At 62.9% G+C, this 21,798-nt stretch carries 19 protein-coding genes; 15 read left to right on the top strand and 4 right to left on the bottom strand.

Features of this window, described 5'->3' with window-relative positions:
* The first annotated feature begins 5 nt into the window (after positions 1-5).
* The 11 genes from CAG47_RS05340 to madM all read left to right on the top strand — a co-directional run bounded on the left by CAG47_RS05340 (position 6) and on the right by madM (position 13,966).
* Positions 6-6,026: an Hpt domain-containing protein gene (locus CAG47_RS05340; protein ID WP_085723880.1), complete on the top strand. Its 6,021-nt coding sequence runs from the start codon at positions 6-8 to the stop codon at positions 6,024-6,026.
* Positions 6,019-6,480, top strand: a complete 462-nt coding sequence (locus tag CAG47_RS05345) for a chemotaxis protein CheW (RefSeq protein ID WP_085723881.1) — start codon at positions 6,019-6,021, stop codon at positions 6,478-6,480. The genes CAG47_RS05340 and CAG47_RS05345 overlap by 8 nt, the downstream gene beginning before the upstream one ends.
* 221 nt (positions 6,481-6,701) lie before the next feature.
* Entirely contained in the window at positions 6,702-8,372 is a 1,671-nt protein-coding gene (gene mdcA, locus CAG47_RS05350; RefSeq protein WP_085723882.1) for a malonate decarboxylase subunit alpha, read from the top strand.
* Entirely contained in the window at positions 8,372-9,262 is an 891-nt protein-coding gene (locus tag CAG47_RS05355) for a triphosphoribosyl-dephospho-CoA synthase (protein WP_085723883.1), read from the top strand. The genes mdcA and CAG47_RS05355 overlap by 1 nt, the downstream gene beginning before the upstream one ends.
* A complete protein-coding gene (locus tag CAG47_RS05360) occupies positions 9,262-9,561 on the top strand; it encodes a malonate decarboxylase subunit delta (RefSeq protein ID WP_085723884.1) in 300 nt (99 codons plus the stop codon). The genes CAG47_RS05355 and CAG47_RS05360 overlap by 1 nt, the downstream gene beginning before the upstream one ends.
* Positions 9,554-10,405: a biotin-independent malonate decarboxylase subunit beta gene (locus tag CAG47_RS05365; protein WP_085723885.1), complete on the top strand. Its 852-nt coding sequence runs from the start codon at positions 9,554-9,556 to the stop codon at positions 10,403-10,405. The genes CAG47_RS05360 and CAG47_RS05365 overlap by 8 nt, the downstream gene beginning before the upstream one ends.
* Entirely contained in the window at positions 10,402-11,205 is an 804-nt protein-coding gene (gene mdcE / locus CAG47_RS05370) for a biotin-independent malonate decarboxylase subunit gamma (RefSeq protein ID WP_085723886.1), read from the top strand. Before CAG47_RS05365 ends, mdcE begins: the two co-directional genes overlap by 4 nt.
* Positions 11,199-11,819: a malonate decarboxylase holo-ACP synthase gene (locus CAG47_RS05375; RefSeq protein WP_085723887.1), complete on the top strand. Its 621-nt coding sequence runs from the start codon at positions 11,199-11,201 to the stop codon at positions 11,817-11,819. Before mdcE ends, CAG47_RS05375 begins: the two co-directional genes overlap by 7 nt.
* Positions 11,816-12,727: a malonate decarboxylase subunit epsilon gene (gene mdcH / locus CAG47_RS05380; protein WP_085723888.1), complete on the top strand. Its 912-nt coding sequence runs from the start codon at positions 11,816-11,818 to the stop codon at positions 12,725-12,727. The genes CAG47_RS05375 and mdcH overlap by 4 nt, the downstream gene beginning before the upstream one ends.
* A 56-nt stretch (positions 12,728-12,783) precedes the next feature.
* The gene (madL, locus tag CAG47_RS05385; RefSeq protein ID WP_085723889.1) at positions 12,784-13,200 is read left to right on the top strand and encodes a malonate transporter subunit MadL; all 417 of its coding nucleotides are present in this window, start codon (positions 12,784-12,786) and stop codon (positions 13,198-13,200) included.
* A gap of 1 nt (position 13,201) precedes the next feature.
* The gene (gene madM / locus CAG47_RS05390; RefSeq protein WP_085723890.1) at positions 13,202-13,966 is read left to right on the top strand and encodes a malonate transporter subunit MadM; all 765 of its coding nucleotides are present in this window, start codon (positions 13,202-13,204) and stop codon (positions 13,964-13,966) included.
* 111 nt (positions 13,967-14,077) lie between these two features.
* Here the strand turns inward: madM and CAG47_RS05395 are convergent, their stop codons facing one another.
* Positions 14,078-14,992: a LysR substrate-binding domain-containing protein gene (locus tag CAG47_RS05395; protein WP_085723891.1), complete on the bottom strand. Its 915-nt coding sequence runs from the start codon at positions 14,990-14,992 to the stop codon at positions 14,078-14,080.
* Between the two features lie 131 nt (positions 14,993-15,123).
* Here CAG47_RS05395 and CAG47_RS05400 point away from each other — a divergent pair, with 131 nt between their 5' ends.
* Positions 15,124-15,741, top strand: coding sequence for a hemolysin III family protein (locus CAG47_RS05400; RefSeq protein ID WP_085723892.1), 618 nt, complete (start codon positions 15,124-15,126; stop codon positions 15,739-15,741).
* A 23-nt stretch (positions 15,742-15,764) separates the two neighbouring features.
* Here the strand turns inward: CAG47_RS05400 and CAG47_RS05405 are convergent, their stop codons facing one another.
* Positions 15,765-16,682 carry a LysR family transcriptional regulator gene (locus tag CAG47_RS05405; RefSeq protein ID WP_085723893.1) on the bottom strand — a complete coding sequence of 306 codons (918 nt, stop codon included), beginning with the start codon at positions 16,680-16,682 and terminating at the stop codon, positions 15,765-15,767.
* 109 nt (positions 16,683-16,791) lie between these two features.
* Between CAG47_RS05405 and CAG47_RS05410 the strand changes: the two genes are divergently transcribed.
* Genes CAG47_RS05410 through CAG47_RS05420 form a run of 3 tightly spaced genes read left to right on the top strand, consistent with a single transcriptional unit; the run spans position 16,792 to position 19,342 of the window.
* Positions 16,792-18,033 carry a D-amino acid dehydrogenase gene (locus CAG47_RS05410; RefSeq protein WP_085723894.1) on the top strand — a complete coding sequence of 414 codons (1,242 nt, stop codon included), beginning with the start codon at positions 16,792-16,794 and terminating at the stop codon, positions 18,031-18,033.
* Between the two features lie 26 nt (positions 18,034-18,059).
* Entirely contained in the window at positions 18,060-18,410 is a 351-nt protein-coding gene (locus tag CAG47_RS05415; RefSeq protein WP_085723895.1) for a RidA family protein, read from the top strand.
* Between the two features lie 29 nt (positions 18,411-18,439).
* Entirely contained in the window at positions 18,440-19,342 is a 903-nt protein-coding gene (locus CAG47_RS05420; RefSeq protein ID WP_085723896.1) for a transporter substrate-binding domain-containing protein, read from the top strand.
* Positions 19,343-19,464: 122 nt separating this feature from the next.
* Here CAG47_RS05420 and CAG47_RS05425 read toward each other — a convergent pair whose 3' ends face one another.
* Complete coding sequence (locus tag CAG47_RS05425; RefSeq protein ID WP_085723897.1) at positions 19,465-20,184, bottom strand: 16S rRNA (uracil(1498)-N(3))-methyltransferase; 720 nt, start codon at positions 20,182-20,184, stop codon at positions 19,465-19,467.
* A gap of 156 nt (positions 20,185-20,340) precedes the next feature.
* Positions 20,341-21,747: an adenosylmethionine--8-amino-7-oxononanoate transaminase gene (locus tag CAG47_RS05430; protein ID WP_085723898.1), complete on the bottom strand. Its 1,407-nt coding sequence runs from the start codon at positions 21,745-21,747 to the stop codon at positions 20,341-20,343.
* Positions 21,748-21,798: the final 51 nt, after the last annotated feature.

A 21,798-nucleotide genomic window follows, 5' to 3' on the forward strand; every position in this document is an offset into this window, starting at 1 on the left:
TGGTTATGGGTGATCGGCACGACTATGTGGCCCTCGAGTGGGTCAAGGGCGAGATTGCCGAAACGCTGAAACAGGCTCATCACGCGATCGAAACCTTGCTCGATGACCCGCAGGCGACGCATGCGCTGGATGATTGCCTGGCGTGCATCCATCAGGTCCACGGCAGCTTGCAGATGGTCGAGTTCTACGGTGCGGCGTTGCTCGCCGAAGAAATGGAACAACTGGCCATGGCCTTGCAGGGCAATCGTGTCAGCCATCGCGACGAGGCGTTGCACCTGTTGATGCAGGCCCTCGGGCAGTTGCCGATCTACCTCGATCGGGTGCAAGGCGCGCGCCGTGACTTGCCACTGGTGGTGTTGCCCCTGCTCAACGATCTGCGCAGCGCCCGTGGTGAAAGCCTGCTGTCGGAGACCAGTCTGTTCAGCCCGCAATTGCCCGAGTTGCCAGCATTGGACGCACAAACGCTGGCGCAGCTGGAACCGGCCGAATTGCCCAATGTACTGCGCAAGTTACGGCAGATGCTGCAAATGGCGCTGGTCGGATTCCTGCGTGAACAGGACGACGACACCAACCTCGATTACCTGACCAAGGTCTTCGCCCGCCTCGAAGCATTGTGCGGCAACGCTCCCCTGAGCCCGTTATGGCAGGTGGCATCGGCGCTGGTCGAAGGCATGCAGGGCGGCGCGATTGCCAACAGCCCGGCCTTGCGCAGCCTGTTCAAGGATGCCGACAAGGAACTCAAGCGCCTGCTCGAACAAGGCATGCACGGCATCAATCAACCGGCCCCGCCTGAGCTGCTCAAGAGTTTGCTCTTCTACATTGCCAAGGCCGAACATCCCACCGGGCAGATGCTGACCATGAAAGAACGCTACTCACTGGACGACGCGCTGCCCGACAGCGCGATGGTCGATGAAGAACGTGCGCGGCTGGCCGGTCCCGACCGTGACGCCATGCGCTCGGTGCTGGCCGCGCTGTGCGAAGAACTGGTGCGGGTCAAGGAGCGCCTGGACCTGTTCGTGCGCAGTGACCGCCAGCACACCTCCGACCTCGACAGCCTGCTGGCGCCGCTGCGGCAAATCGCCGACACCCTGGCGGTCCTGGGCTTCGGTCAGCCGCGCAAGGTGATCATCGACCAATTGGCGGTGGTGCTCAGCCTTGTTCAGGGCCAGCGCGAACCCAACGATGCGATCCTCATGGACGTTGCCGGGGCCCTGTTGTACGTCGAAGCGACGCTGGCCGGCATGGTCGGGACCGTGGAGCCGGAGAGCCAGGACGACAATCGCCTGCCAACCACCGATCTGACGCAGATCCATCAGATCGTGATCAAGGAGGCGCGCATTTGTTTGCAGCAGGCCAAGGACATGATCGTCGACTACATCGACGCCGATTGGGACCGCCAGCATTTGCAGGCGCTGCCGGCCTTGCTGACCCAGGTGCGCGGTGCGCTGGCGATGATTCCGTTGAGTCGCGCGGCCAGCCTGGTCGAAACCTGTAATCACTTTATTCGCGAGCACCTGTTGCTCGAGCCGGGTCAACCCGGCTGGCAGGAGTTGGACAGCCTGGCCGACGTGATCACCAGCATCGAGTACTACCTCGAGCGCCTCGGCGATGACCCGCAGGCGCAGGGCGAAAACCTGCTCGATGTCGCGGAACAAAGCCTGGTGAACCTCGGTTTTTTCCCCAGCGAGCAGCATGTGCCGGTGCTGGATGAGGTGCTCAACCCGAGCGACGCGCAGGTCATGCAGATGATGCAGGAGCTGGATGATCCGCAGATCGTCCAGACCCTGGCCGATGTGCTCGCCAGCCCGGTTTCGAGCCTGAACCCGCCCGCGCTGAATACTCCGGGCAGCCTGCTGCCACCACCCCCAGGCGAAGCGCCGGTGGACGAGGAGTTGCGCGAGGTGTTCCTCGAAGAAACCGACGAAGTCCTGGAGATCCTGCGCGAGTACTTGCCGCGCTGGTCGCTCAACCCTGACAACCACTCGGCCCTGAGCGAGCTGCGCCGCGCCTTTCATACCCTCAAGGGCAGTGGCCGCATGGTGCGCGCGCTGGTGCTGGGCGAGCTGGCCTGGGCCGTGGAAAACCTGCTCAACCGCGTACTGGAAAACAGCGTGGAGCCAGGCGCTACGGTGCAGCAACTGATCGGCGATGTGCTGCATCTGCTGCCGGAACTGGTGGCCGAATACGCTGCCAATGCCCAGCGTCAGCGCAACGATGTCGATCAATTGGCCGCCCGTGCCCATGCCCTGGCCAAGGGCAGTGAGCCGGTGTCCGATGAAGATACGCAAGATGTCGCGGCCCTCGACCCGCTGTTGCTGGAGATCTTCCGCAAAGAAGCCGAAGCCCATTTGAGCAGTCTCAATCGTTTCCTCGATCAGGCCGCCGAACATGTGCCGCTGCAGGCCAGCGACGAATTGCAGCGTGCCTTGCATACCCTCAAGGGCAGTGCCTCCATGGCGGGTGTCTTGCCGATTGCCGAGCTGGCCGCACCGCTGGATCAACTGGCCCGGGAATACAAGGCGCACCTGATCGCGCTGGATCTGGATGAAGTCGAATTGCTGCTGGAAGCGGAAGGACTGTTCCGCCTGGGCTTGCGCCAGCTCAAGACAGATCCGCTGGCGGAAATTCCCGGCGCCCGGGGTTTGACCGAGCGAGCCAGGGCACTGCTGGCCGAACGCCTGGAAAACCTCCCGAGCACACCGAACACCGGGCTGCGGATCAAGCGCGATCCGCAGCTGATCAACAACTTCCTCGCCCAGGGCATGGACATCCTGCTGGATGCCGAAAGCCTGTTGCAGCGTTGGCAGCAACACCCCGGCGAACGTCAGGAACTCAGCGCGCTGCTGGACGAATTGACCACCCTCGGCGAAGGCGCCCATCTGGCCGACCTGCATCCGGTGGATGAGTTGTGCGAAGCGTTGCTCGATCTCTACGGCGCCGTGGAAGAAAGCAGCCTCGCCGTCAGCGAGCGGTTTTTCCATGAGGCACAGGGCGCCCACGAAGCGCTGATCAACATGCTCGACGAACTGGCCGCGGGTCAGGAAGTCAGCCCGCAGCCGCAACGGATCAGGGCCTTGCGCGAGCTGCTCGACGAGAGCCTCGACCCGTCGGCCATGGGCCTGATCCGCAGCGATGGCAGCCGCAGCCTGAGCATCCGCGAGCTGGGCAACGCCACCGCAGAGCTTGAGCGCACGCTACCCCCTGCCCCTGTAGGAGCGAGCAAGCTCGCGATGGACGTTAACGATGACGCGTTGTCATTGGATGAACGCGGCGCCGGTGAGCCCATCGCGAGCGTGCTCGCTCCTACAGGAGAGGGGCGCGAGCCGGATGGGGAAATCGTGGCGATCTTCCTTGAAGAAGCGGTGGATATCCTCGAAAGCGCCGGTCAAGCCTTGCAGCGCTGGTTGCGCGATTCGGACAACGCCGCGCCGCTGTCCTCCCTGCAACGGGATTTGCACACCCTCAAGGGCGGCGCGCGCATGGCCGAGGTCGGGCCGGTTGGCGACCTGGCCCAAGAACTGGAAAGCCTTTACCAAGGCCTGCTGGACCGTCGCTACGCCTTCAGCGATTCGCTGGCGCTGCTGTTGCGACAGAGCCATGAGCGACTGACGCTGCATCTCGAACAGTTGCAGCTCAACCAGCCACTGGACGACTCTCTAGAGCTGATCGAAGCCATTCGTGCCTACCGTCAAGGTCATGCAGGTGTCGCCGAGGCGGCCCGGCAAGCTACCGATAACGACTCGGCGGGACACGACCCGGAATTGCTGGAGATCTTCCTCGAGGAAGGTTTCGATATCATCGAAAGCTCCGGAGCGGCGCTGGAGCGTTGGCAGGCCCAGCCTTCGAATCGTCAGGAAGTGGAAACCCTGCTGCGCGACCTGCATACCCTCAAGGGCGGCGCGCGCATGGTGGAAATCACCGCGATTGGCGATCTGGCCCATGAGTTGGAGTTCCTCTACGAAGGCCTGTCCACTGGCGCGCTGCAACCGACGGAACCGTTGTTTGCGCTGTTGCAGCGCAGCCATGACCGCCTGGCGCAGATGCTCGATGCGGCCCGAGCGGGTGAGCCGATGCCGCCGGCCGACCGGTTGATCGATGCGATCAAGAACTTCAGCCACCCGACCGTGCCTGGCGCGCCCATGCCGGTTGTGATGCCGGCCACGCCCAAGGCCGAGCCGCTGGCGCCGCCGTCCGATGCCGGGGCGGACATGGTCAAGGTCTCGGCGGAACTGCTCGACGATCTGGTCAATCTGGCCGGCGAAACCTCGATCTTCCGTGGCCGGATCGAACAGCAGGTCAACGATGCGCACATCGCCCTGAATGAGATGGAAACCACCATCGAGCGCATGCGCGACCAGTTGCGCCGCCTCGACACGGAAACCCAGGGGCGGATCCTCAGCCGTCAGCAAGTCGATGCCGAACGCCTGGGTTACGAAGAATTCGATCCGCTGGAAATGGACCGCCACTCGCAGTTGCAGCAGTTGTCTCGGGCGCTGTTCGAATCGGCCTCTGACTTGCTCGACCTCAAGGAAACACTCGAACGACGCAATCAGGATGCGGAAAACCTGCTGCAACAGCAGGGCCGCATCAACACTGAATTGCAGGAAGGCCTGATGCGCACGCGCATGGTGCCGTTCGAACGCATGCTCCCGCGTTTGCAGCGCATCGTCCGGCAAGTGGCCGACGAACTGGGCAAGGACGTGGACTTTATCGTTGATAACGCCGAAGGCGAGATGGATCGCAATGTCCTTGAGCGCATGGCCGCGCCGCTGGAGCACATGCTGCGCAACGCCGTCGACCACGGCCTTGAGTCCGTCGAAGCGCGACTGGCGGCGGGGAAACCGGCCAAGGGCAAGGTCACCCTCGATCTGCTGCGCGAAGGTGGCGACATCATTTTCGACATCCGCGACGACGGTGCCGGTGTGCCGCTGGACGCCGTGCGGCGCAAGGCGATCAAGCGCGGCCTGCTCGCCCCGGACAGCGTCATCAGTGATCACGACGTATTGCAGTTCATCCTGCAGCCGGGGTTTTCCACCGCCGAGAAAATCACCCAGATCTCCGGGCGTGGGGTCGGAATGGACGTGGTGCACGAAGAGGTGCGGCAACTGGGCGGCACCATGAGCATCGACTCGGTGCCCGGACAGGGCGTGCATTTTCGCATTCGCCTGCCGTTCACGGTATCGGTCAACCGGGCGCTGATGGTGCAGTGCGGTGAAGACCTGTACGCGATTCCGCTCAATACCATCGAAGGCATCGTGCGCGTCCTGCCCATCGAGCTCGAAGGGTATTTCCGTTTCGATTCACCAACCTACGAATACGCCGGGCAACGTTACGAACTGTGCTATCTGGGTGAGCTGCTGAAAACCAGCCCGCGCCCGAAACTGTTGGGCCAGAGCATGCCGTTGCCGGTGCTGCTGGTGCAGTGCAATGAAAGGCACATCGCAGTGCAGGTGGATGCCATGGCCGGCACCCGCGAGATCGTGGTCAAGAGTCTGGGGCCGCAATTCGCGGCGGTGAAAGGGGTATCCGGGGCGACAATTCTCGGTGATGGCCGAGTGGTGCTGATTCTGGATTTGCTGGCGCCGATCCGCGCCATGCAGGTCCGTGTACCCCAACGTCCGGCGGGGCAAGAAGTCGAGGTCGAATCGCATCGGCCGCTGCTGGTGATGGTGGTCGACGACTCGGTCACCGTGCGCAAGGTCACCAGCCGTTTGCTCGAACGCCATGGCATGACCGTGCTGACCGCCAAGGACGGGGTCGACGCCATGCTGCTGCTGGAAGAGCACATGCCCGACCTGATGTTGCTGGACATCGAGATGCCACGCATGGACGGCTTCGAAGTCGCGACCCGGGTGCGCAACGACGAACGCCTGCGCAACCTGCCGATCATCATGATCACTTCACGTACCGGACAGAAACACCGCGATCGGGCCATGGCCATTGGCGTCAACGACTACCTTGGCAAGCCGTACCAGGAATCGGTGCTGCTCGAAAGCATCGCCTTGTGGAGCAAGACCCATGCTTGAGCACCGCACCAGCAACCTCACCGGCCTGCTGTTGCCGTTGGCCGACCGCCATCTGATCCTGCCCAACGTCGCCGTTGCCGAGCTGATCGATTACCAGCCACCGGGGACTTTCGACCTCGATACGCCGCCGTGGTATCTGGGCCTGGTGACGTGGCGCGATCGACAGATTCCGTTGCTGAGTTTCGAGTCGGCCTGCGGGCAGAAAATCGTCATCGGCGAACGTGCGCGGATTGTCATCCTCAATACCCTGGGCGGGCGTCCCGAGCTGAAATTCATTGCGCTGCTGGTACAGGGCATTCCGCGCTCCTGCAAGCTCGACAGCCAGTTGAGTTATGTGGATGTGCCGTTGTGTGCGCTGGAGCGGGCGGCGGTGCAGGTGGGGGAGCAGGTGGCCAAGGTGCCGGATTTGCTGGCGCTGGAGGCGTTGTTGGTGGATGCCGGATTGATCGACTGACTCTGGTTTTGCTGTGACTGCACTGGTGTCTTCGCGAGCAGGCTCGCTCCCACAGAGGGCTTGTGTGCGACACGGGCCCATTGTGGGAGCGAGCCTGCTCGCGAAGGCGCCAGTCCAGACAACCATTACCCTGAGCGTAATGATCCACCACTCCGCTTGATTGATGCACCCACCCAACACTCCTAAGGTGTCCCCCACGACAGCGAACCCGTGGAGTGGTCATGACAACAACAATATCCCCCGACTCGCGATGGACGCGGCGGCGCAGCGAAAAGCAGCGGCGTCTCGAGCTGGTGCGAGGTCTTGCCGACGGTGTGGTGTTGCCCACCGACAACATCGTCGCGGCGCTGGAGGCATTGATCCTGCCCGGCGACCGCGTGGTGCTCGAAGGCAACAACCAGAAGCAGGCGGATTTTCTTTCGCGTTCCCTGGCCAAGGCCAACCCCGCGAAGCTGCATGACCTGCACATGATCATGCCCAGTGTCGGTCGCGCCGAGCACCTGGACCTGTTCGAACGCGGCATCGCCCGCAAGCTCGACTTCTCTTTTGCCGGCACCCAAAGCCTGCGTATCAGCCAGTTGCTCGAAGATGGCCTGCTGGAAATCGGTGCGATCCACACCTACATCGAACTCTATGCACGGCTGGTGGTGGACCTGATTCCCAACGTCGTGCTCTCGGCCGGGTTCATGGCCGACCGCGCCGGCAACATCTACACCGGACCGAGCACCGAAGACACCCCGGCACTGATCGAACCGGCGGCCTTCAGCGACGGCATCGTCATCGTCCAGGTCAACCAGTTGGTGGACGACGTCAGCGACCTGCCGCGCGTCGACATCCCGGCGTCCTGGGTCGACTTCGTGGTGGTGGCCGACAAGCCGTTCTACATCGAACCGCTGTTCACTCGCGATCCTCGGCACATCAAGCCCGTGCACGTGCTGATGGCGATGATGGCGATTCGCGGGATCTACGAAAAACACAATGTGCAGTCGCTCAACCACGGTATCGGCTTCAACACCGCTGCCATCGAACTGATCCTGCCGACCTACGGCGAGTCCCTCGGCCTCAAAGGCAAGATCTGCCGCAATTGGACGCTGAACCCGCACCCGACCCTGATCCCGGCGATTGAAAGTGGCTGGGTCGAAAGCGTGCATTGCTTCGGCACCGAGTTGGGCATGGAGAACTACATTGCGGCGCGGCCGGATGTGTTCTTCACCGGGCGCGACGGTTCTCTGCGATCCAACCGGATGTTCAGCCAACTGGCCGGGCAATACGCCGTGGACCTGTTCATCGGCGCGACGTTGCAAGTCGATGGCGACGGCCATTCGTCCACCGTGACCCGTGGGCGCCTGGCCGGTTTCGGTGGCGCGCCGAACATGGGCCATGACCCGCGCGGTCGTCGCCACGGCACGCCGGCCTGGCTCGACATGCGCAACACCGACGTGGCCGAACCGATGCTCGAACGCGGCAAGAAGCTCGTGGTGCAGATGGTCGAGACGTTCCAGGAGGGCGGCAAACCGACCTTCGTCGAAACCCTCGACGCGGTGGATGTGGCGAAGAAAAGCGGCATGCCGTTGGCGCCAATCATGATCTACGGCGACGACGTCACCCACTTGTTGACCGAAGAAGGCATCGCCTACCTGTACAAGGCGCGCTCGCTGGAAGAGCGCCAGGCGATGATCGCCGCCGTCGCCGGGGTGACCGCCATCGGTTTGCGTCACAACCCCAAGGACACCGCGCGCATGCGCCGCGAAGGCCTGATCGCCTTGCCCGAAGACCTCGGCATCCGCCGCACCGACGCCACCCGCGAACTGCTCGCGGCGAAAAGCGTGGCCGATCTGGTGGAGTGGTCCGGTGGCCTCTACAACCCGCCCGCCAAGTTCAGGAGCTGGTAATGCACGCACTTGACCTGCAACCGAAACAACTGAGCCTGGCCGAACGGCTGGCGGACCTGGCGGTGGACGTGCTGATCGACGAGGCTGACTTGTCGCCGAAACCGGCACTGGTCGATCGTCGCGGTAATGGCGCCCACACCGATCTGCACCTGGGGCTGATGCACGCTTCGGCGTTGTCCTTGTGGCCGGCGTTCAAGGAAATGGCGGAAGCCGCCACCGAGTTCGGCGAAGTCGGCTTGCCCCTGCGCGAAGCCGTAGGCCGCATCGGTCGCGAAGGCGAGCAGGCGATGCTCGACACCACCGGTGGCGTAAACACCCATCGTGGGGCGATCTGGGCCTTGGGCCTGTTGGTCACAGCCGTAGCGCTGGAGCCGCAATCCTGCAGTGCAAACAGCGTGGCGTTACGGGCTGCGCGGTTGGCCTTGCTCGACGACCGTTTTGCACCGCGCCCGCTCAGTCACGGTGCGCAAGTCGCCCAACGCTACGGCGTTCGCGGTGCCCGTGAAGAAGCACAGTTGGGCTTCCCGGCGGTTATGCAACGCGCGTTGCCGCAACTCAAACGCAGCCGCAGCGCCGGACATGGCGAGCAGAACGCTCGGCTCGATGCGCTGCTGGCGATCATGACGAATCTTGCCGACACCTGCGTGCTCTATCGCGCGGGGGAAGAAGGCTTGAACACCATGCAAACGGGCGCCCTGGCGGTGCTCGAAGCGGGTGGCAGCGCCAGCCTCGCCGGACGTCGCCGCCTGCATGAGCTGGACCAACAACTCATCGCGTTGAATGCCTCGCCTGGTGGTGCCGCGGACCTGCTCGCCGCCTGCCTGTTCATCGACCGTGTCGAGTCGGACGATGGCTTCATCCTCAGCCATTCAAGTAGGGAAGTGCTTTGATGGAAACCTTATCCTTTGAATTCCCCGCCGGGCAGCCGTCACGCGGCCGCACCCTGGTGGGTTGTGTCGGCTCTGGCGACCTGGAAGTGCTGATCGAGCCGGGTCAGGCCGGCAAGCTGACGATCAACGTGCAGACCTCGGTCAATGGCAGCGAACAGCGCTGGCAGCATCTGTTCGCACGGATGTTCGACGGCCAGACGCCACCGGCGATGGCCATCGAAATCCACGACTTCGGTGCGACACCGGGCGTGGTGCGCCTACGCCTGGAACAGGGTTTCGAGGAGATCGGCCATGACTGACAGCGCATCCCTGCTGAACAAGCACAGCTTTGTCGAACTCGGTGCGCGGCAGCGGGCGAAAGCCTTGCTCGACGTCGGCACCTTCCGCGAATTGCTCGATCCGTTCCAGCGCATCATGTCGCCGTGGCTGTCGCGCCAGGGCGTAGTGCCGCAAGCCGATGACGGTGTAGTGATCGCCAAGGGCAACCTCGATGGTTTGCCGGTGGTGATTGCGGCCATCGAAGGTGCGTTCCAGGGCGGCAGCCTCGGTGAAGTCGGTGGGGCCAAGATTGCCGGCGCACTGGAACTGGCCGCCGAAGACAATCGCAACGGCATTGCCACCCGCGCGGTGCTGCTGCTGGAAACCGGCGGCGTGCGCTTGCAGGAAGCCAACCTCGGCCTGGCGGCGATTGCGGACATACACGCAGCCATTGTCGACTTGCAGCAGTACCAGCCCGTGGTCGGTGTGGTGGCGGGCAGTGTCGGGTGCTTTGGTGGCATGTCGATTGCCGCCGGCTTGTGCAGCTACCTGTTGGTCACACAGGAAGCGCGACTCGGCCTGAACGGTCCGCAGGTGATCGAGCAGGAAGCGGGGCTTGAAGAGTACGACTCCCGCGACCGGCCCTTCATCTGGAGCCTGACCGGTGGCGAGCAGCGCTTCGCCAGTGGCCTGGTGGATCGCTATGTTGCCGACGACGTGGCGCAGATCCGCCAACAGGTGGGTGAGTTGCTCCAGCAAGGTTTGCCGGCGCAACCGCGCAGTCGTCAGGCCGAGTTGTTCCTGCAACGCCTGGCGCGCCTGGACGCCGAACCGCAAATCGAACCGTCAGTGGTTCGCGATCTGTACCAAGGAGAATGCCCATGAGTTCGTATTCCCTGCGTGGCTTGAACTGGTTCGACGCCTTGAGCGCCGGGGCGAAAGCGGTCGAGGGATTGCCGGCTTCGCTGAAGGTCGCGGACGCCGTGCTGGGCGATCAGCCTGTGCGTTTCATCGCGGTGGTGGCCGACCCGGCAAACCGCTTCGTCCGCGCACGCAGCGGCGAAGTGGGTCTGCTCGAAGGCTGGGGCCTGGCCAAGGCCGTGGATGACGTCATCGCCGCTGATCAGAACAAGGCACACAAGCGCGCCTTGATCGCCATCGTCGACGTGCCTAGCCAGGCTTACGGTCGACGCGAAGAGGCCCTGGGCATTCATCAGGCGCTGGCCGCGGCGGCGGACAGTTATGCCCGTGCCCGTCTGGCGGGTCATGCGGTGATCGGTTTGCTGGTGGGCAAGGCGATGTCGGGCGCGTTTCTGGCCCACGGCTATCAGGCCAACCGCTTGATCGCCCTGCGCGATCCGGGCGTGATGGTGCACGCCATGGGCAAGGCGTCGGCGGCGCGGGTGACCTTGCGCAGCGTCGAGGAACTCGAAGCCCTGGCTGCCAGCGTGCCGCCCATGGCGTACGACATCGACAGCTATGCCAGCCTCGGACTGCTGTGGGAAACCTTGTCGGTGGAGCAGATCGAGCAGCCGACTGCGGCGGATCTGGCACGGGTGACCGATTGCCTGCATCAGGCGATTGGCGACGTGGCCGCCGGTGGCCGTGATCTGAGCGGTCGCCTCGGTGCGAGTAACCGTGCGGCATCGAGCAAGGTGCGCCAATTGCTGAGAGCGCAGTGGTGAAGGCGCTTCTGGCTCACGACCTGCTGTGGGGGATGACCCCGCAGCAATTGCCTGCGGATGCGCCTGCGTGGGTGATCGAGTCGATCGGTGCCGGTCAGCCGGTGGTGGTCCGACGCGCCTTGAGCGCGGCGGGGCAGGTGGCGGTGGGCGTGCGCGGGCCGTTGCGTGAACAGCGATTTGCGACGCTGATGGAAGTCGCCGCCATCACACGGCGGGTGCGGCCGGAGGAACTCTGTCATGTGCAAGGCAGGCGTGATTTCCCGGCGCTGCGAGCCTTGGCGCAACTTCGCGGGCACCTCGATGACAGTGGTTGGGTCTGGGGTGTCAGCGGCAGCGCCGGGTTCGAGTTGGCCAGTGGATTTGCCGCTTTGCACGAGGGCAGCGACCTCGATCTGATTCTGCGTACGTCATGTCCGTTGAGTCGTGTCGACGCGCAGGCGCTGGTGGCCGTTCTCGACACGTCCGTGTGCCGTGTGGACCTGCAGTTGCAGACACCTTCGGGCGCCGTAGCCTTGCGCGAATGGGCCGGCACTTCGTCGCGGGTCCTGTTGAAAAGTGCCACCCAGGCCAGCCTGGTCACTGATCCGTGGAATCCACAGGAGCAAGCAGCGTGAGCAGCTTGCTGGTGTTTCCCGGTCAGGGCGCGCAACAACCCGGCATGCTGGCGCGTTTGCCTCGGGAAATGTTGAACGAGGCAAGCGACCTGCTGGGGGAGGATGTGACGCAGCTGGATTCTGCCGAAGCGTTGCAGTCAACCAGGGCTGTGCAGCTTTGCCTGCTGATCGCCGGTGTCGCTGCTTCACGCCAGTTGGACATGACGCCAGACTACGTGGCCGGCTTGTCGATCGGCGCCTACCCGGCAGCGGTGGTGGCCGGTGCCCTGAGTTTCAGCGATGCGTTGCATCTGGTCAGCCTGCGCGGTGAACTGATGCAGCAGGCTTATCCACAAGGCTATGGCATGACGGCGATCATCGGTCTGGACCTGGCCACGGTGGAGGGGCTTCTGGCCCAGGTGCACAGCGCGCAAACGCCGGTTTATCTGGCCAATATCAACGCCGATAACCAGGTGGTGATTGCCGGTAGCGATGCGGCGATGAGCGCGGTGGCGCAGTTGGCGAAAGGGCGCGGGGCTGGCCTGGCCAAGCGTCTGGCCGTGAGCGTGCCGTCCCATTGCCCATTGCTTGAGGCGCCCGCACAACGCCTGGCCGAAGCTTTCGCCAGTGTGCCGATGCAAACACCGGCGATCGGTTACCTCAGTGGCAGTCGCGCGCGTCCGATGATCAAGCCTGAAGCCTTGCGTGACGACCTGGCCTTCAACATGTGCCGCATCGTCGATTGGCGCGGCACGGTACAAAGCGCCTACGAGCGCGGCGTACGCCTGCAGATCGAACTGCCGCCCGGCGCGGTGCTCACCGGGCTGGCGCGCCGGGTGTTCGAGCAGGGCACCGTGATTGCCTTCGACGGTGCGCGGCTCGATACCTTGCAGGCGCTGATGCGAGAGGAGGGCAGCCGCCACTCCTGAACTCAGGCTTCGAACAACAAAAACAACATTCGAAATGCACTTTGAGGACTACAACAATGATTATTTACGGTGTGGCGCTGTTGGCGATCTGTACGTTGGCAGGGGTGATCATGGGTGACATGCTCGGTGTGTTGCTGGGGGTGAAGTCAAACGTCGGTGGTGTCGGGATCGCGATGATCCTGCTGATCTGCGCACGGTTGTGGATGCACAACCGTGGCGGCATGACCAAGGACTGCGAGATGGGTGTCGGCTTCTGGGGCGCCATGTACATCCCGGTGGTGGTGGCGATGGCGGCACAGCAGAACGTGGTCACGGCCTTGCACGGCGGCCCGGTGGCGGTGCTGGCGGCGATCGGTTCGGTGGTGGTCTGCGGTTGCACCATTGCCCTGATCAGCCGGACCCACAAAGGCGAACCCTTGCCCGCTGAGCCGGCGGATGTAACACCGGTTGGCGCTTCGGCAGGAGGTCGCTGATATGTGGGAAATCATCGAGAAAGGCCTGGCAACCAACAGCCTGGTCACAGCATTCGCTTTCGTCGGCATCATCATGTGGGTGTCGGTCATTCTCTCCAAACGCCTGACCTTCGGACGCATTCACGGTTCGGCCATCGCCATCGTCATCGGCCTGGTGCTGGCCTGGGTCGGCGGTACGATGACCGGCGGGCAAAAAGGCCTGGCGGACCTGACGCTGTTTTCCGGCATCGGTCTGATGGGCGGCGCCATGCTGCGGGACTTCGCCATCGTTGCCACGGCATTCGAAGTGCAGGCCACGGAAGCGAGAAAGGCCGGTCTGATCGGCGTGATCGCGCTGCTGTTGGGCACGGTGCTGCCGTTCATTGTCGGTGCGTGCATGGCCTGGGCATTCGGTTATCGCGATGCGGTGAGCATGACCACCATTGGTGCAGGTGCGGTGACTTACATCGTCGGCCCAGTGACCGGCGCCGCGATTGGCGCCAGTTCCGATGTGGTTGCGCTGTCGATTGCCACTGGCCTGATCAAGGCGATTCTGGTGATGGTCGGCACGCCGATGGCGGCGCGCTGGATGGGCCTGGACAACCCGCGCTCGGCGATGGTGTTCGGCGGACTGGCCGGGACGGTCAGTGGCGTGACCGCCGGTTTGGCGGCGACGGACCGGCGCCTGGTGCCTTATGGCGCGTTGACCGCGACCTTCCACACCGGGCTTGGCTGCTTGCTCGGGCCTTCGTTGTTGTTCTTTATCGTTCGCGGGATTGTTGGCTAATCCGCAACATCGTCATTGAATGTTCCGACGCCTTCGCGAGCAGGCTCGCTCCCACAATGGAATGCATTCCCCTGTGGGAGCGAGCCTGCTCGCGAAGGGCGCGCCACGGTTTCAGACTTGCCGATTGGCATACATCCGACACTCCGCCAGCAACGCCAGCAGATTCGGATCACGCTCCTTGGCCTTCAGGAACACCACGCCAATGTGCTGCTGCAAGCGGTACTTTTCCTGCAACGGGATCAGCTTCACCCGGTTCTCGTACACCGCCGCAATCCGTCCTGGCAGCAACGCATAGCCCACGCCCGAACTGACCATGCTCAGCAGGGTGAAAATGTCGTTGACCTGCATCGCCACCTTCGGCTCGAACCCTGCCTGCTCGAATACCCGCTTGCCATCCTGATGGGTGGCGAAGCCCTGGGTCAGGGTGATGAAGGTTTCGTCGCGGACTTCGGCCAGGTCGACTTCGGTTCGCTGGGCAAACCTGGAGTCGGCGGGGGTGGCGAGGAAGATATCGTCGGAAAACAGCGGGATCTGTTCGCAATCCGGGTCATTGACGCTGTCATCCAGCGACACCAGGATCGCATCGACTTCCATGTTCTTGAGCTTGTAGAGCAGGTCGATATTGGAGCCCAGAATCAGGTCGATGTTGAGTTCGCTGCGGCGGATCTTCAGACCCATGATCAGCTGCGGCACGGTCTTCACCGTCAGCGAATACAGCGAGCCCAGTTTGAAGCGCTCGGCGGAAAACCCGGCGGCTTCGCGGGTCAGGCGCACGCTTTCGACGACATCCTGAATCAGCTTCTGCGCCCGCTCTTCCAGCACGTACGCGCTTTCCAGCGGCGTCAGGCTGCGGCCTTCGTGCTTGAACAGCGGGCAGCGCAGGGCGCTTTCCAGGGAATGGATCGCCCGATGCACGCTGACGTTGCTGGTTTGCAACTCGGCAGCGGCCCGTGCCAGGTTGCCGGTGCGCATGAAAGCCAGGAACACCTCGAGTTTTTTCAGGGTCAACTCTTCATCGATCAGCATGGGGCGGACTCTTTTTTGAATGATCCGATTGTGCCCAATTACGCCGGGCTCGTCGTACAGAAACATTGCGCTTTTACGCTCAAGGTCCGAGCCTTGCGCTCTGTGGCAGTGAAATTCGAGGTGAGCAACGCATGTATCACGGGGAAAGACTGAACGCCTGGACGCATCTGGTCGGGGCCGTGGCGGCGTTTGTCGGCGGGATGTGGTTGATTGTGCTGGCCTGTCTCGACGGCAGCCCGTGGAAGATCGTCAGCATGGCGATCTACGCCTTTACCTTGCTGGTGCTTTACAGCGTATCGACCGTGTACCACAGCGTGCGTGGGCGCAAGAAAGCGATCATGCAGAAGGTCGATCACTTTTCGATCTATCTGTTGATCGCCGGCAGCTACACGCCGTTCTGCCTGGTGACCCTGCGCGGACCGTGGGGCTGGACGTTGTTCGGGATTGTCTGGGGGCTGGCGCTGATCGGCATCCTGCAAGAGATCAAGCCGCGTTCGGAAGCGCGGATTCTGTCGATCGTGATTTACGCGGTGATGGGCTGGATCGTGCTGGTGGCGATCAAGCCGCTGCTCGCGGCACTGGGCGCCGCCGGGTTGGCGTGGCTGGCGTCGGGAGGGATCCTGTACACCGCGGGCATCATCTTTTTTGCCTTGGACAATCGTCTGCGCCATGCGCACGGCATCTGGCATTTGTTCGTGATCGCCGGAAGCCTGCTGCACTTTGTGGCGATTCTGTTTTATGTCTTGTAGACCCGACTCGCCGCTATCCCACATCAGACTGGTTCAGGGATCAGGCGATCGAGTTGTTCCTGGGCCCGCCGACTGAACACCTGCAACAGGTCGTTCAACGTGTGGGGCGGCGGTTCGTCGGCGCGGGTGACGGCATACAGGGTGATCGGAAGTGTCGGCGCCAGAGGTCGGGTCGCGGTGGCGGCAGGGGAGGCGCCGAGTGCGGTAAACGGATCGATCACCGCCAGTCCCGCGCCGGACTCGACCATCGCCCGCGCCAACGAATAAGTCTGCACGGCAATGCGCACGCGGGGTGGCGGCTCGACGGCCTCAAGGTAGCTGTCGAGCCTGGCTGCCAGTGGGTCGGCGCTGGACAGTCCGATCAGCGGCGCACCGGCCAGCTCGATCAACGGCAACGGTTGGCCCAGTGTTTCGGCGGCCCAATACCCGGCCGGTGCCAGCGCGACCAGTATCCCGCGCGCCAGAGGTCGTGCTTTCAGTCCGGGATGATCCGGAAGTTGCAGCGTCAGTGCGACATCCACTTCACGCATCAACAGGTTCTGCATCAGCTCACGGCTGTGGGCGCTGGACAGTTCGCAGGCGATGTCCGGGTAACGTTGCGTCCATTCGCTGATGGCCGGCGGCAGCAGCGACAGGGCCAGTGCAGGGATCGCACCGATCCGCACGCTATGCCCGGGCTCGCGGCGTAGACTTTGGGCCAGGCGCCTGACGCCTTGCAGGCTTTCGGTGACCTTGTCGACTTCGCGCTCAAGCTCCAGTGCTTCGGGCGTAGCCTGCAATTTACCGCGAACCCGCAGGAACAACGGGAACCCCAGTTGCTGCTCGGCGTGTTGCAGAACTTTGCTCACTGCCGGTTGCGACACGTGCAGCAATTGCGCGGCCGCGCTGATCGAACCCGTCTGGCGGATCGCCTGGAAAATCTCGATGTGTCGCAGTCGCATGGCAAGTCCATAACCTTTGTCTATGGGTTAGGCATCTTTATGCATTGTTCAGTGCCTGTCACCTGGCTCTAACCTCGGCCTTGTCTACACAACGGTTTTAAGGACGAACATGACTCAGCGCGTGTGCATCATCGGCGGCGGTGTGATTGGCCTGGCAACGGCCTATGCGCTGGTGCGCGACGGCTTCGAGGTGACGGTGGTCGAAGCCCGGGATTCGCTGGGTGTTGAAACCAGCTTCGCCAACGGCGGCCAGTTGTCCTATCGCTACGTGGCGCCGCTGGCCGATGCCGGCGTGCCGATGCAAGCCATCGGCTGGATGCTGCGTGGTGATTCCCCATTGAAACTGCGACCGCGTTTGGATCCGGCGCAGTGGCGCTGGATGGCATCGTTCCTCAACGCCTGCCGCCGCTCGGTCAACCGGGAAAATGCCGCGCACCTGTTGCGCCTGGCGCTGTTGAGTCAGAGCACCCTGAAGACTTGGCGAGAAGAAGATGGAATCGCCGGATTCCACTGGCGGCGCAACGGCAAGCTGGTGACCTTCCGCAACGCTGGCAGCTTTGACCATGCCCGCAAAGGTCTGGCCGACCCGCAGCAACAGCAAGTGTTGTCGCCTGCCGAGTGCGCACAGCTGGAACCGGCATTGGCGGATGCCCCTTTTGTCGGGGCGATTCATACCCCGGACGAAGAAGTCGGCGACTGCCACGGTTTTTGCCAGCAACTGGCCGCGCGATTGAAAGCATCCGATCGTTGCGAGTTTCGATTGGGGCAAGCAGTGACCGGGATTCGTCATGCCAATGGCGCGGTCAACGCCATCGAGCTGGGCGATGAGGTGCTGACGGTGGAGCAACTGGTGATCGCCGCCGGCCATCGCAGCCCGGCGCTGGCGCTGCCCGGTCTGCAATGGCCGTTGTACCCGCTCAAGGGCTACAGCCTGACCGTACCGATCCGCTCCGAACACCGGGCGCCTGACGTGAGCATCACCGACTACGACCGCAAGATCGTTTATGCCCGCATCGGCGAGCAATTGCGCATTGCGGCGATGGTCGACATTGTCGGCTTTGACCCCGCGATCGACCCCCAGCGACTGGCCCTGATCAAGCGTCAGGCCCGTGACACCTTTCCAAATGCCGGTGCCTATGACGAAGCCGTCGAGTGGGCCGGCATGCGCCCGGCCACACCGAGTGGCGTGCCGTTATTGGGCGCTACGGTGTATCGCAACCTGTGGCTGAATCTCGGCCATGGTGCTCTGGGCTTTACCCTGGCTTGCGGCAGCGGGCGCTTGCTCAGTGAGCTGATCGGCGAGCGCCGGCCTTCCATCGACCTGCGCGGTTTCAATCACCGGGCTGCCTGAATTTCCGTTTCTGAAGAGGACACTGCATGACCATTCAACGTCTCCACAGCAACCCGCGTCTGTCCGGCATCGTGACGTTCGGCGATCTGGTGTTTCTCTCCGGCCAAGTGCCGGGCGAGGCCATCGACGTCAGTGGTCAGACTCGTGAAGTGCTGGCGAAAATCGACGCCTTGCTGGCCGAGGCCGGCAGCGACAAGGACCATCTGCTGAGCGCGACCATTTATCTCAAGGACATCACCACGGATTTTGCCGCGATGAACGAGGTCTGGTCCGCCTGGCTGTCCCCGAATCAAGCGCCGACTCGAACCACCGTGCAGGCCCAACTGGCCCGCCCGCAGGTACTGGTGGAAATCGCCGTCATCGCTGCGCGCGTCTGATGAACCAACACCCACAACGGAGAATAACAATGCAAAAAATCACGTTGCTCGCTTGTACGCTAGGCCTGTTGCTCGGCAGTCAGGTTCAGGCCAATGAAGCGCCGCTGACCGGCACCCTGAGCAAGATCGCCAGCACCAACAGCATCACCCTGGGTTATCGCGATGCGTCGGTGCCGTTCTCTTACGTGGGGGATCACACCGGTCAGCCGATGGGCTATTCGGTGGATCTGGCGGGCAAGATTGTCGAGCGCATCCGGCAGCAACTGGCGCTGCCAGACTTGCAGGTGAAGTACAACCTGGTGACCTCGCAGACCCGAATTCCACTGGTGCAGAACGGCACCGTGGACCTGGAATGTGGCTCCACCGGCGTGACCGCCGAACGGCAGAAGCAGGTGGCGTTCTCCTATGGCTTCATCTACGTCAAAGGCCAGTTGCTGACCGCGAAGGACAGCGGGATCAAGAGCTTCGCCGACCTGCGCGGCAAGAACGTGGTGACGACTGCCGGCACCACCAACGAGCGCTTCCTGAAAAGCTACAACGTCGATCACAAGATCGACATGTTCGTGATCAGTGCCAAGGACCACGGCGAAGCGTTCCAGATGCTGCAGTCGGGCCGCGCGGCGGCGTTCTACATGGATGACGCGCTGCTCTATGGCGAGCGCGCCAAGGCCCGCGATCCGCACAAGTGGGTGGTGGTCGGGGAGGAGCAATCGCGGGAGATCTACAGCTGCATGGTGCGCAAGGACGATCCGCAGTTCCTGGCGCTGGTCAACGGCGCGTTGGCGGATCTGTACAGCTCGGGCGAGATCAATGGCATTTACACGCGCTGGTTCGAGCAGCCGATCCCGCCGAAGGGTTTGAACCTTGAGTTCCCGATGACCAGCGAACTCAAGGCGATCATTGCCAAGCCGGTGAGTGATCCGGTGCAGTAGTCATCCAGACCGTGTCGAGGCCATTCGCGAGCAGGCTCGCTCCCACATTGGATCTGTGGTGCTCACAGATTTTGTGATCACTGGAGATCTACTGTGGGAGCGAGCCTGCTCGCGATGGGGTCTTAGAAGTCGCCCCACAACTGCTGGGCCACAGCCAGGGCAACGACAGGCGCGGTTTCGGTGCGCAGCACCCGTGGGCCGAGGCGGGCGGCGTGGAAGTCGCTGGCCTTGGCCTGATCGACTTCGGCATCGGACAAACCACCCTCCGGACCGATCAGGAATGCCAGGCTTGCGGGCTTGGCATGGCTCACCAACGGTTCGGCTACCGGGTGCAGCACGAGCTTCAACTCGGCTTCTGTTTGCTTCAACCAGTCGGCCAGCAACAGTGGCGGATGAATCACCGGTACTCGCGAGCGGCCGCACTGTTCGCAAGCGCTGATCGCTACCTGGCGCCAGTGCAGCAGGCGTTTGTCGGCGCGTTCGTCTTTGAGCCGGACTTCACAGCGCTCGGTGAAGATCGGGGTGATTTCGGTGGCACCCAGTTCCGTGGCTTTCTGAATCGCCCAGTCCATGCGCTCACCCCGGGACAGGCCCTGGCCGAGATGAATTTGCAGCGGCGACTCGATCTGCCCGGCGAAGCTTTCATCGATCTGCACGACCACGTTTTTTTTGCCGACTTCGACCAGTCTGGCGCGAAACTCCTGGCCCGAGCCGTCGAACAGTTGCAACGCATCACCCTCGGCCATGCGCAGCACACGGCTGATGTAATGGGCCTGGGCTTCGGGTAGCTCATGCTCGCCAGTGCTCAGGGGGGCGTCGATGAAGAAGCGGGACAGTCTCATGCTGGGTCTCAGTAGAATGTGTGAATATCTGGCGGCCCCATCGCGGGCAAGCCCGCTCCCACAGGTACAGCGCAATCCTGTGGGAGCGGGCTTGCCCCGGGCGGCGATCCGACGATGACGGTAGTCCGGTCAGCGCTGAAGCTTAGGTGAAATCAATCAACCCGGATCACGGAACCCCGGATGGAAATCCTTCGGCACCGTCACGCTGACGCTGTCACGGGTCGCAATGTCGATCCCTTCGCTGGCCACTTCGGCGAGGAAGTCGATCTGCTCCGGGGTGATCACATACGGCGGCAGGAAATACACCACGCTACCCAGTGGCCGCAGTAAGGCACCACGCTCCAGGGCGTGCTGGAACACCTTCAGGCCGCGACGTTCCTGCCACGGGTACGCTTCCTTGCTGGCCTTGTCCTTGACCATCTCGATGGCCAGCACCATGCCGGTCTGGCGCACTTCCGAGACATTCGGGTGATCGACCAGATGCGCAGTGGACGAAGCCATGCGCTGCGCCAGGACCTTGTTGTTCTCGATGACCTTGTCTTCTTCGAAGATGTCCAGGGTCGCCAGGGCCGCCGCGCACGCCAGCGGGTTGCCGGTGTAGCTGTGGGAGTGCAGGAAGGCGCGCAGGGTCGGGTAGTCGTCGTAGAAGGCGTTGTAGATTTCGTCGGTGGTCATGCACGCTGCCAGCGGCAGATAGCCGCCGGTCAATGCTTTGGACAGGCACAGGAAGTCCGGGCGGATGCCGGCCTGTTCGCAGGCGAACATCGTCCCGGTGCGGCCGAAGCCGACGGCGATTTCGTCGTGGATCAGGTGCACGCCGTAGCGGTCGCAGGCTTCGCGCAGCAGCTTGAGGTACACCGGGTGATACATGCGCATGCCACCGGCGCCCTGGATCAGCGGCTCGACGATCACCGCCGCGACTGTGTCGTGGTGCTCGGCCAGCGTCTGTTCCATGGCCGCGAACATGTTGCGCGAGTGCTCCTCCCAGCTCATGCCTTCGGGGCGCAGGTAGCAATCCGGGCTCGGCACCTTGAGGGTGTCCATCAGCAGCGCCTTGTAGGTCTCGGTGAACAGCGGTACGTCGCCCACCGACATCGCCGCCATGGTTTCGCCGTGGTAGCTGTTGGTCAGGGTGACGAAGCGCTTCTTGTTCGGCTGACCGCGGTTGAGCCAGTAGTGAAAGCTCATTTTCAGCGCGACTTCGATGCAGGACGAACCGTTATCGGCGTAGAAGCACCGTGTCAGACCTTCCGGGGTCAACTTCACCAGGCGCTCGGACAATTCGATCACCGGTTGATGACTGAAACCGGCAAGGATCACATGTTCGAGCTGGTCGACCTGGTCCTTGATGCGCTGGTTGATCCGCGGGTTGGCGTGCCCGAACACGTTCACCCACCAGGAGCTGACCGCATCGAGGTAGCGTTTGCCTTCGAAGTCTTCCAGCCACACGCCTTCCCCGCGCTTGATCGGGATCAGCGGCAGTTGCTCGTGATCTTTCATCTGGGTGCAGGGATGCCACAACACGGCGAGATCGCGTTGCATCCACTGATTATTCAGGCCCATTTTCACTCTCCTGGAGGCGGTCCGTGACCAGCGCGGACAAACAATCGCGCA

It is taken from the genome of Pseudomonas sp. R37(2017) (assembly GCF_002113375.1).
Classification (GTDB): domain Bacteria; phylum Pseudomonadota; class Gammaproteobacteria; order Pseudomonadales; family Pseudomonadaceae; genus Aquipseudomonas.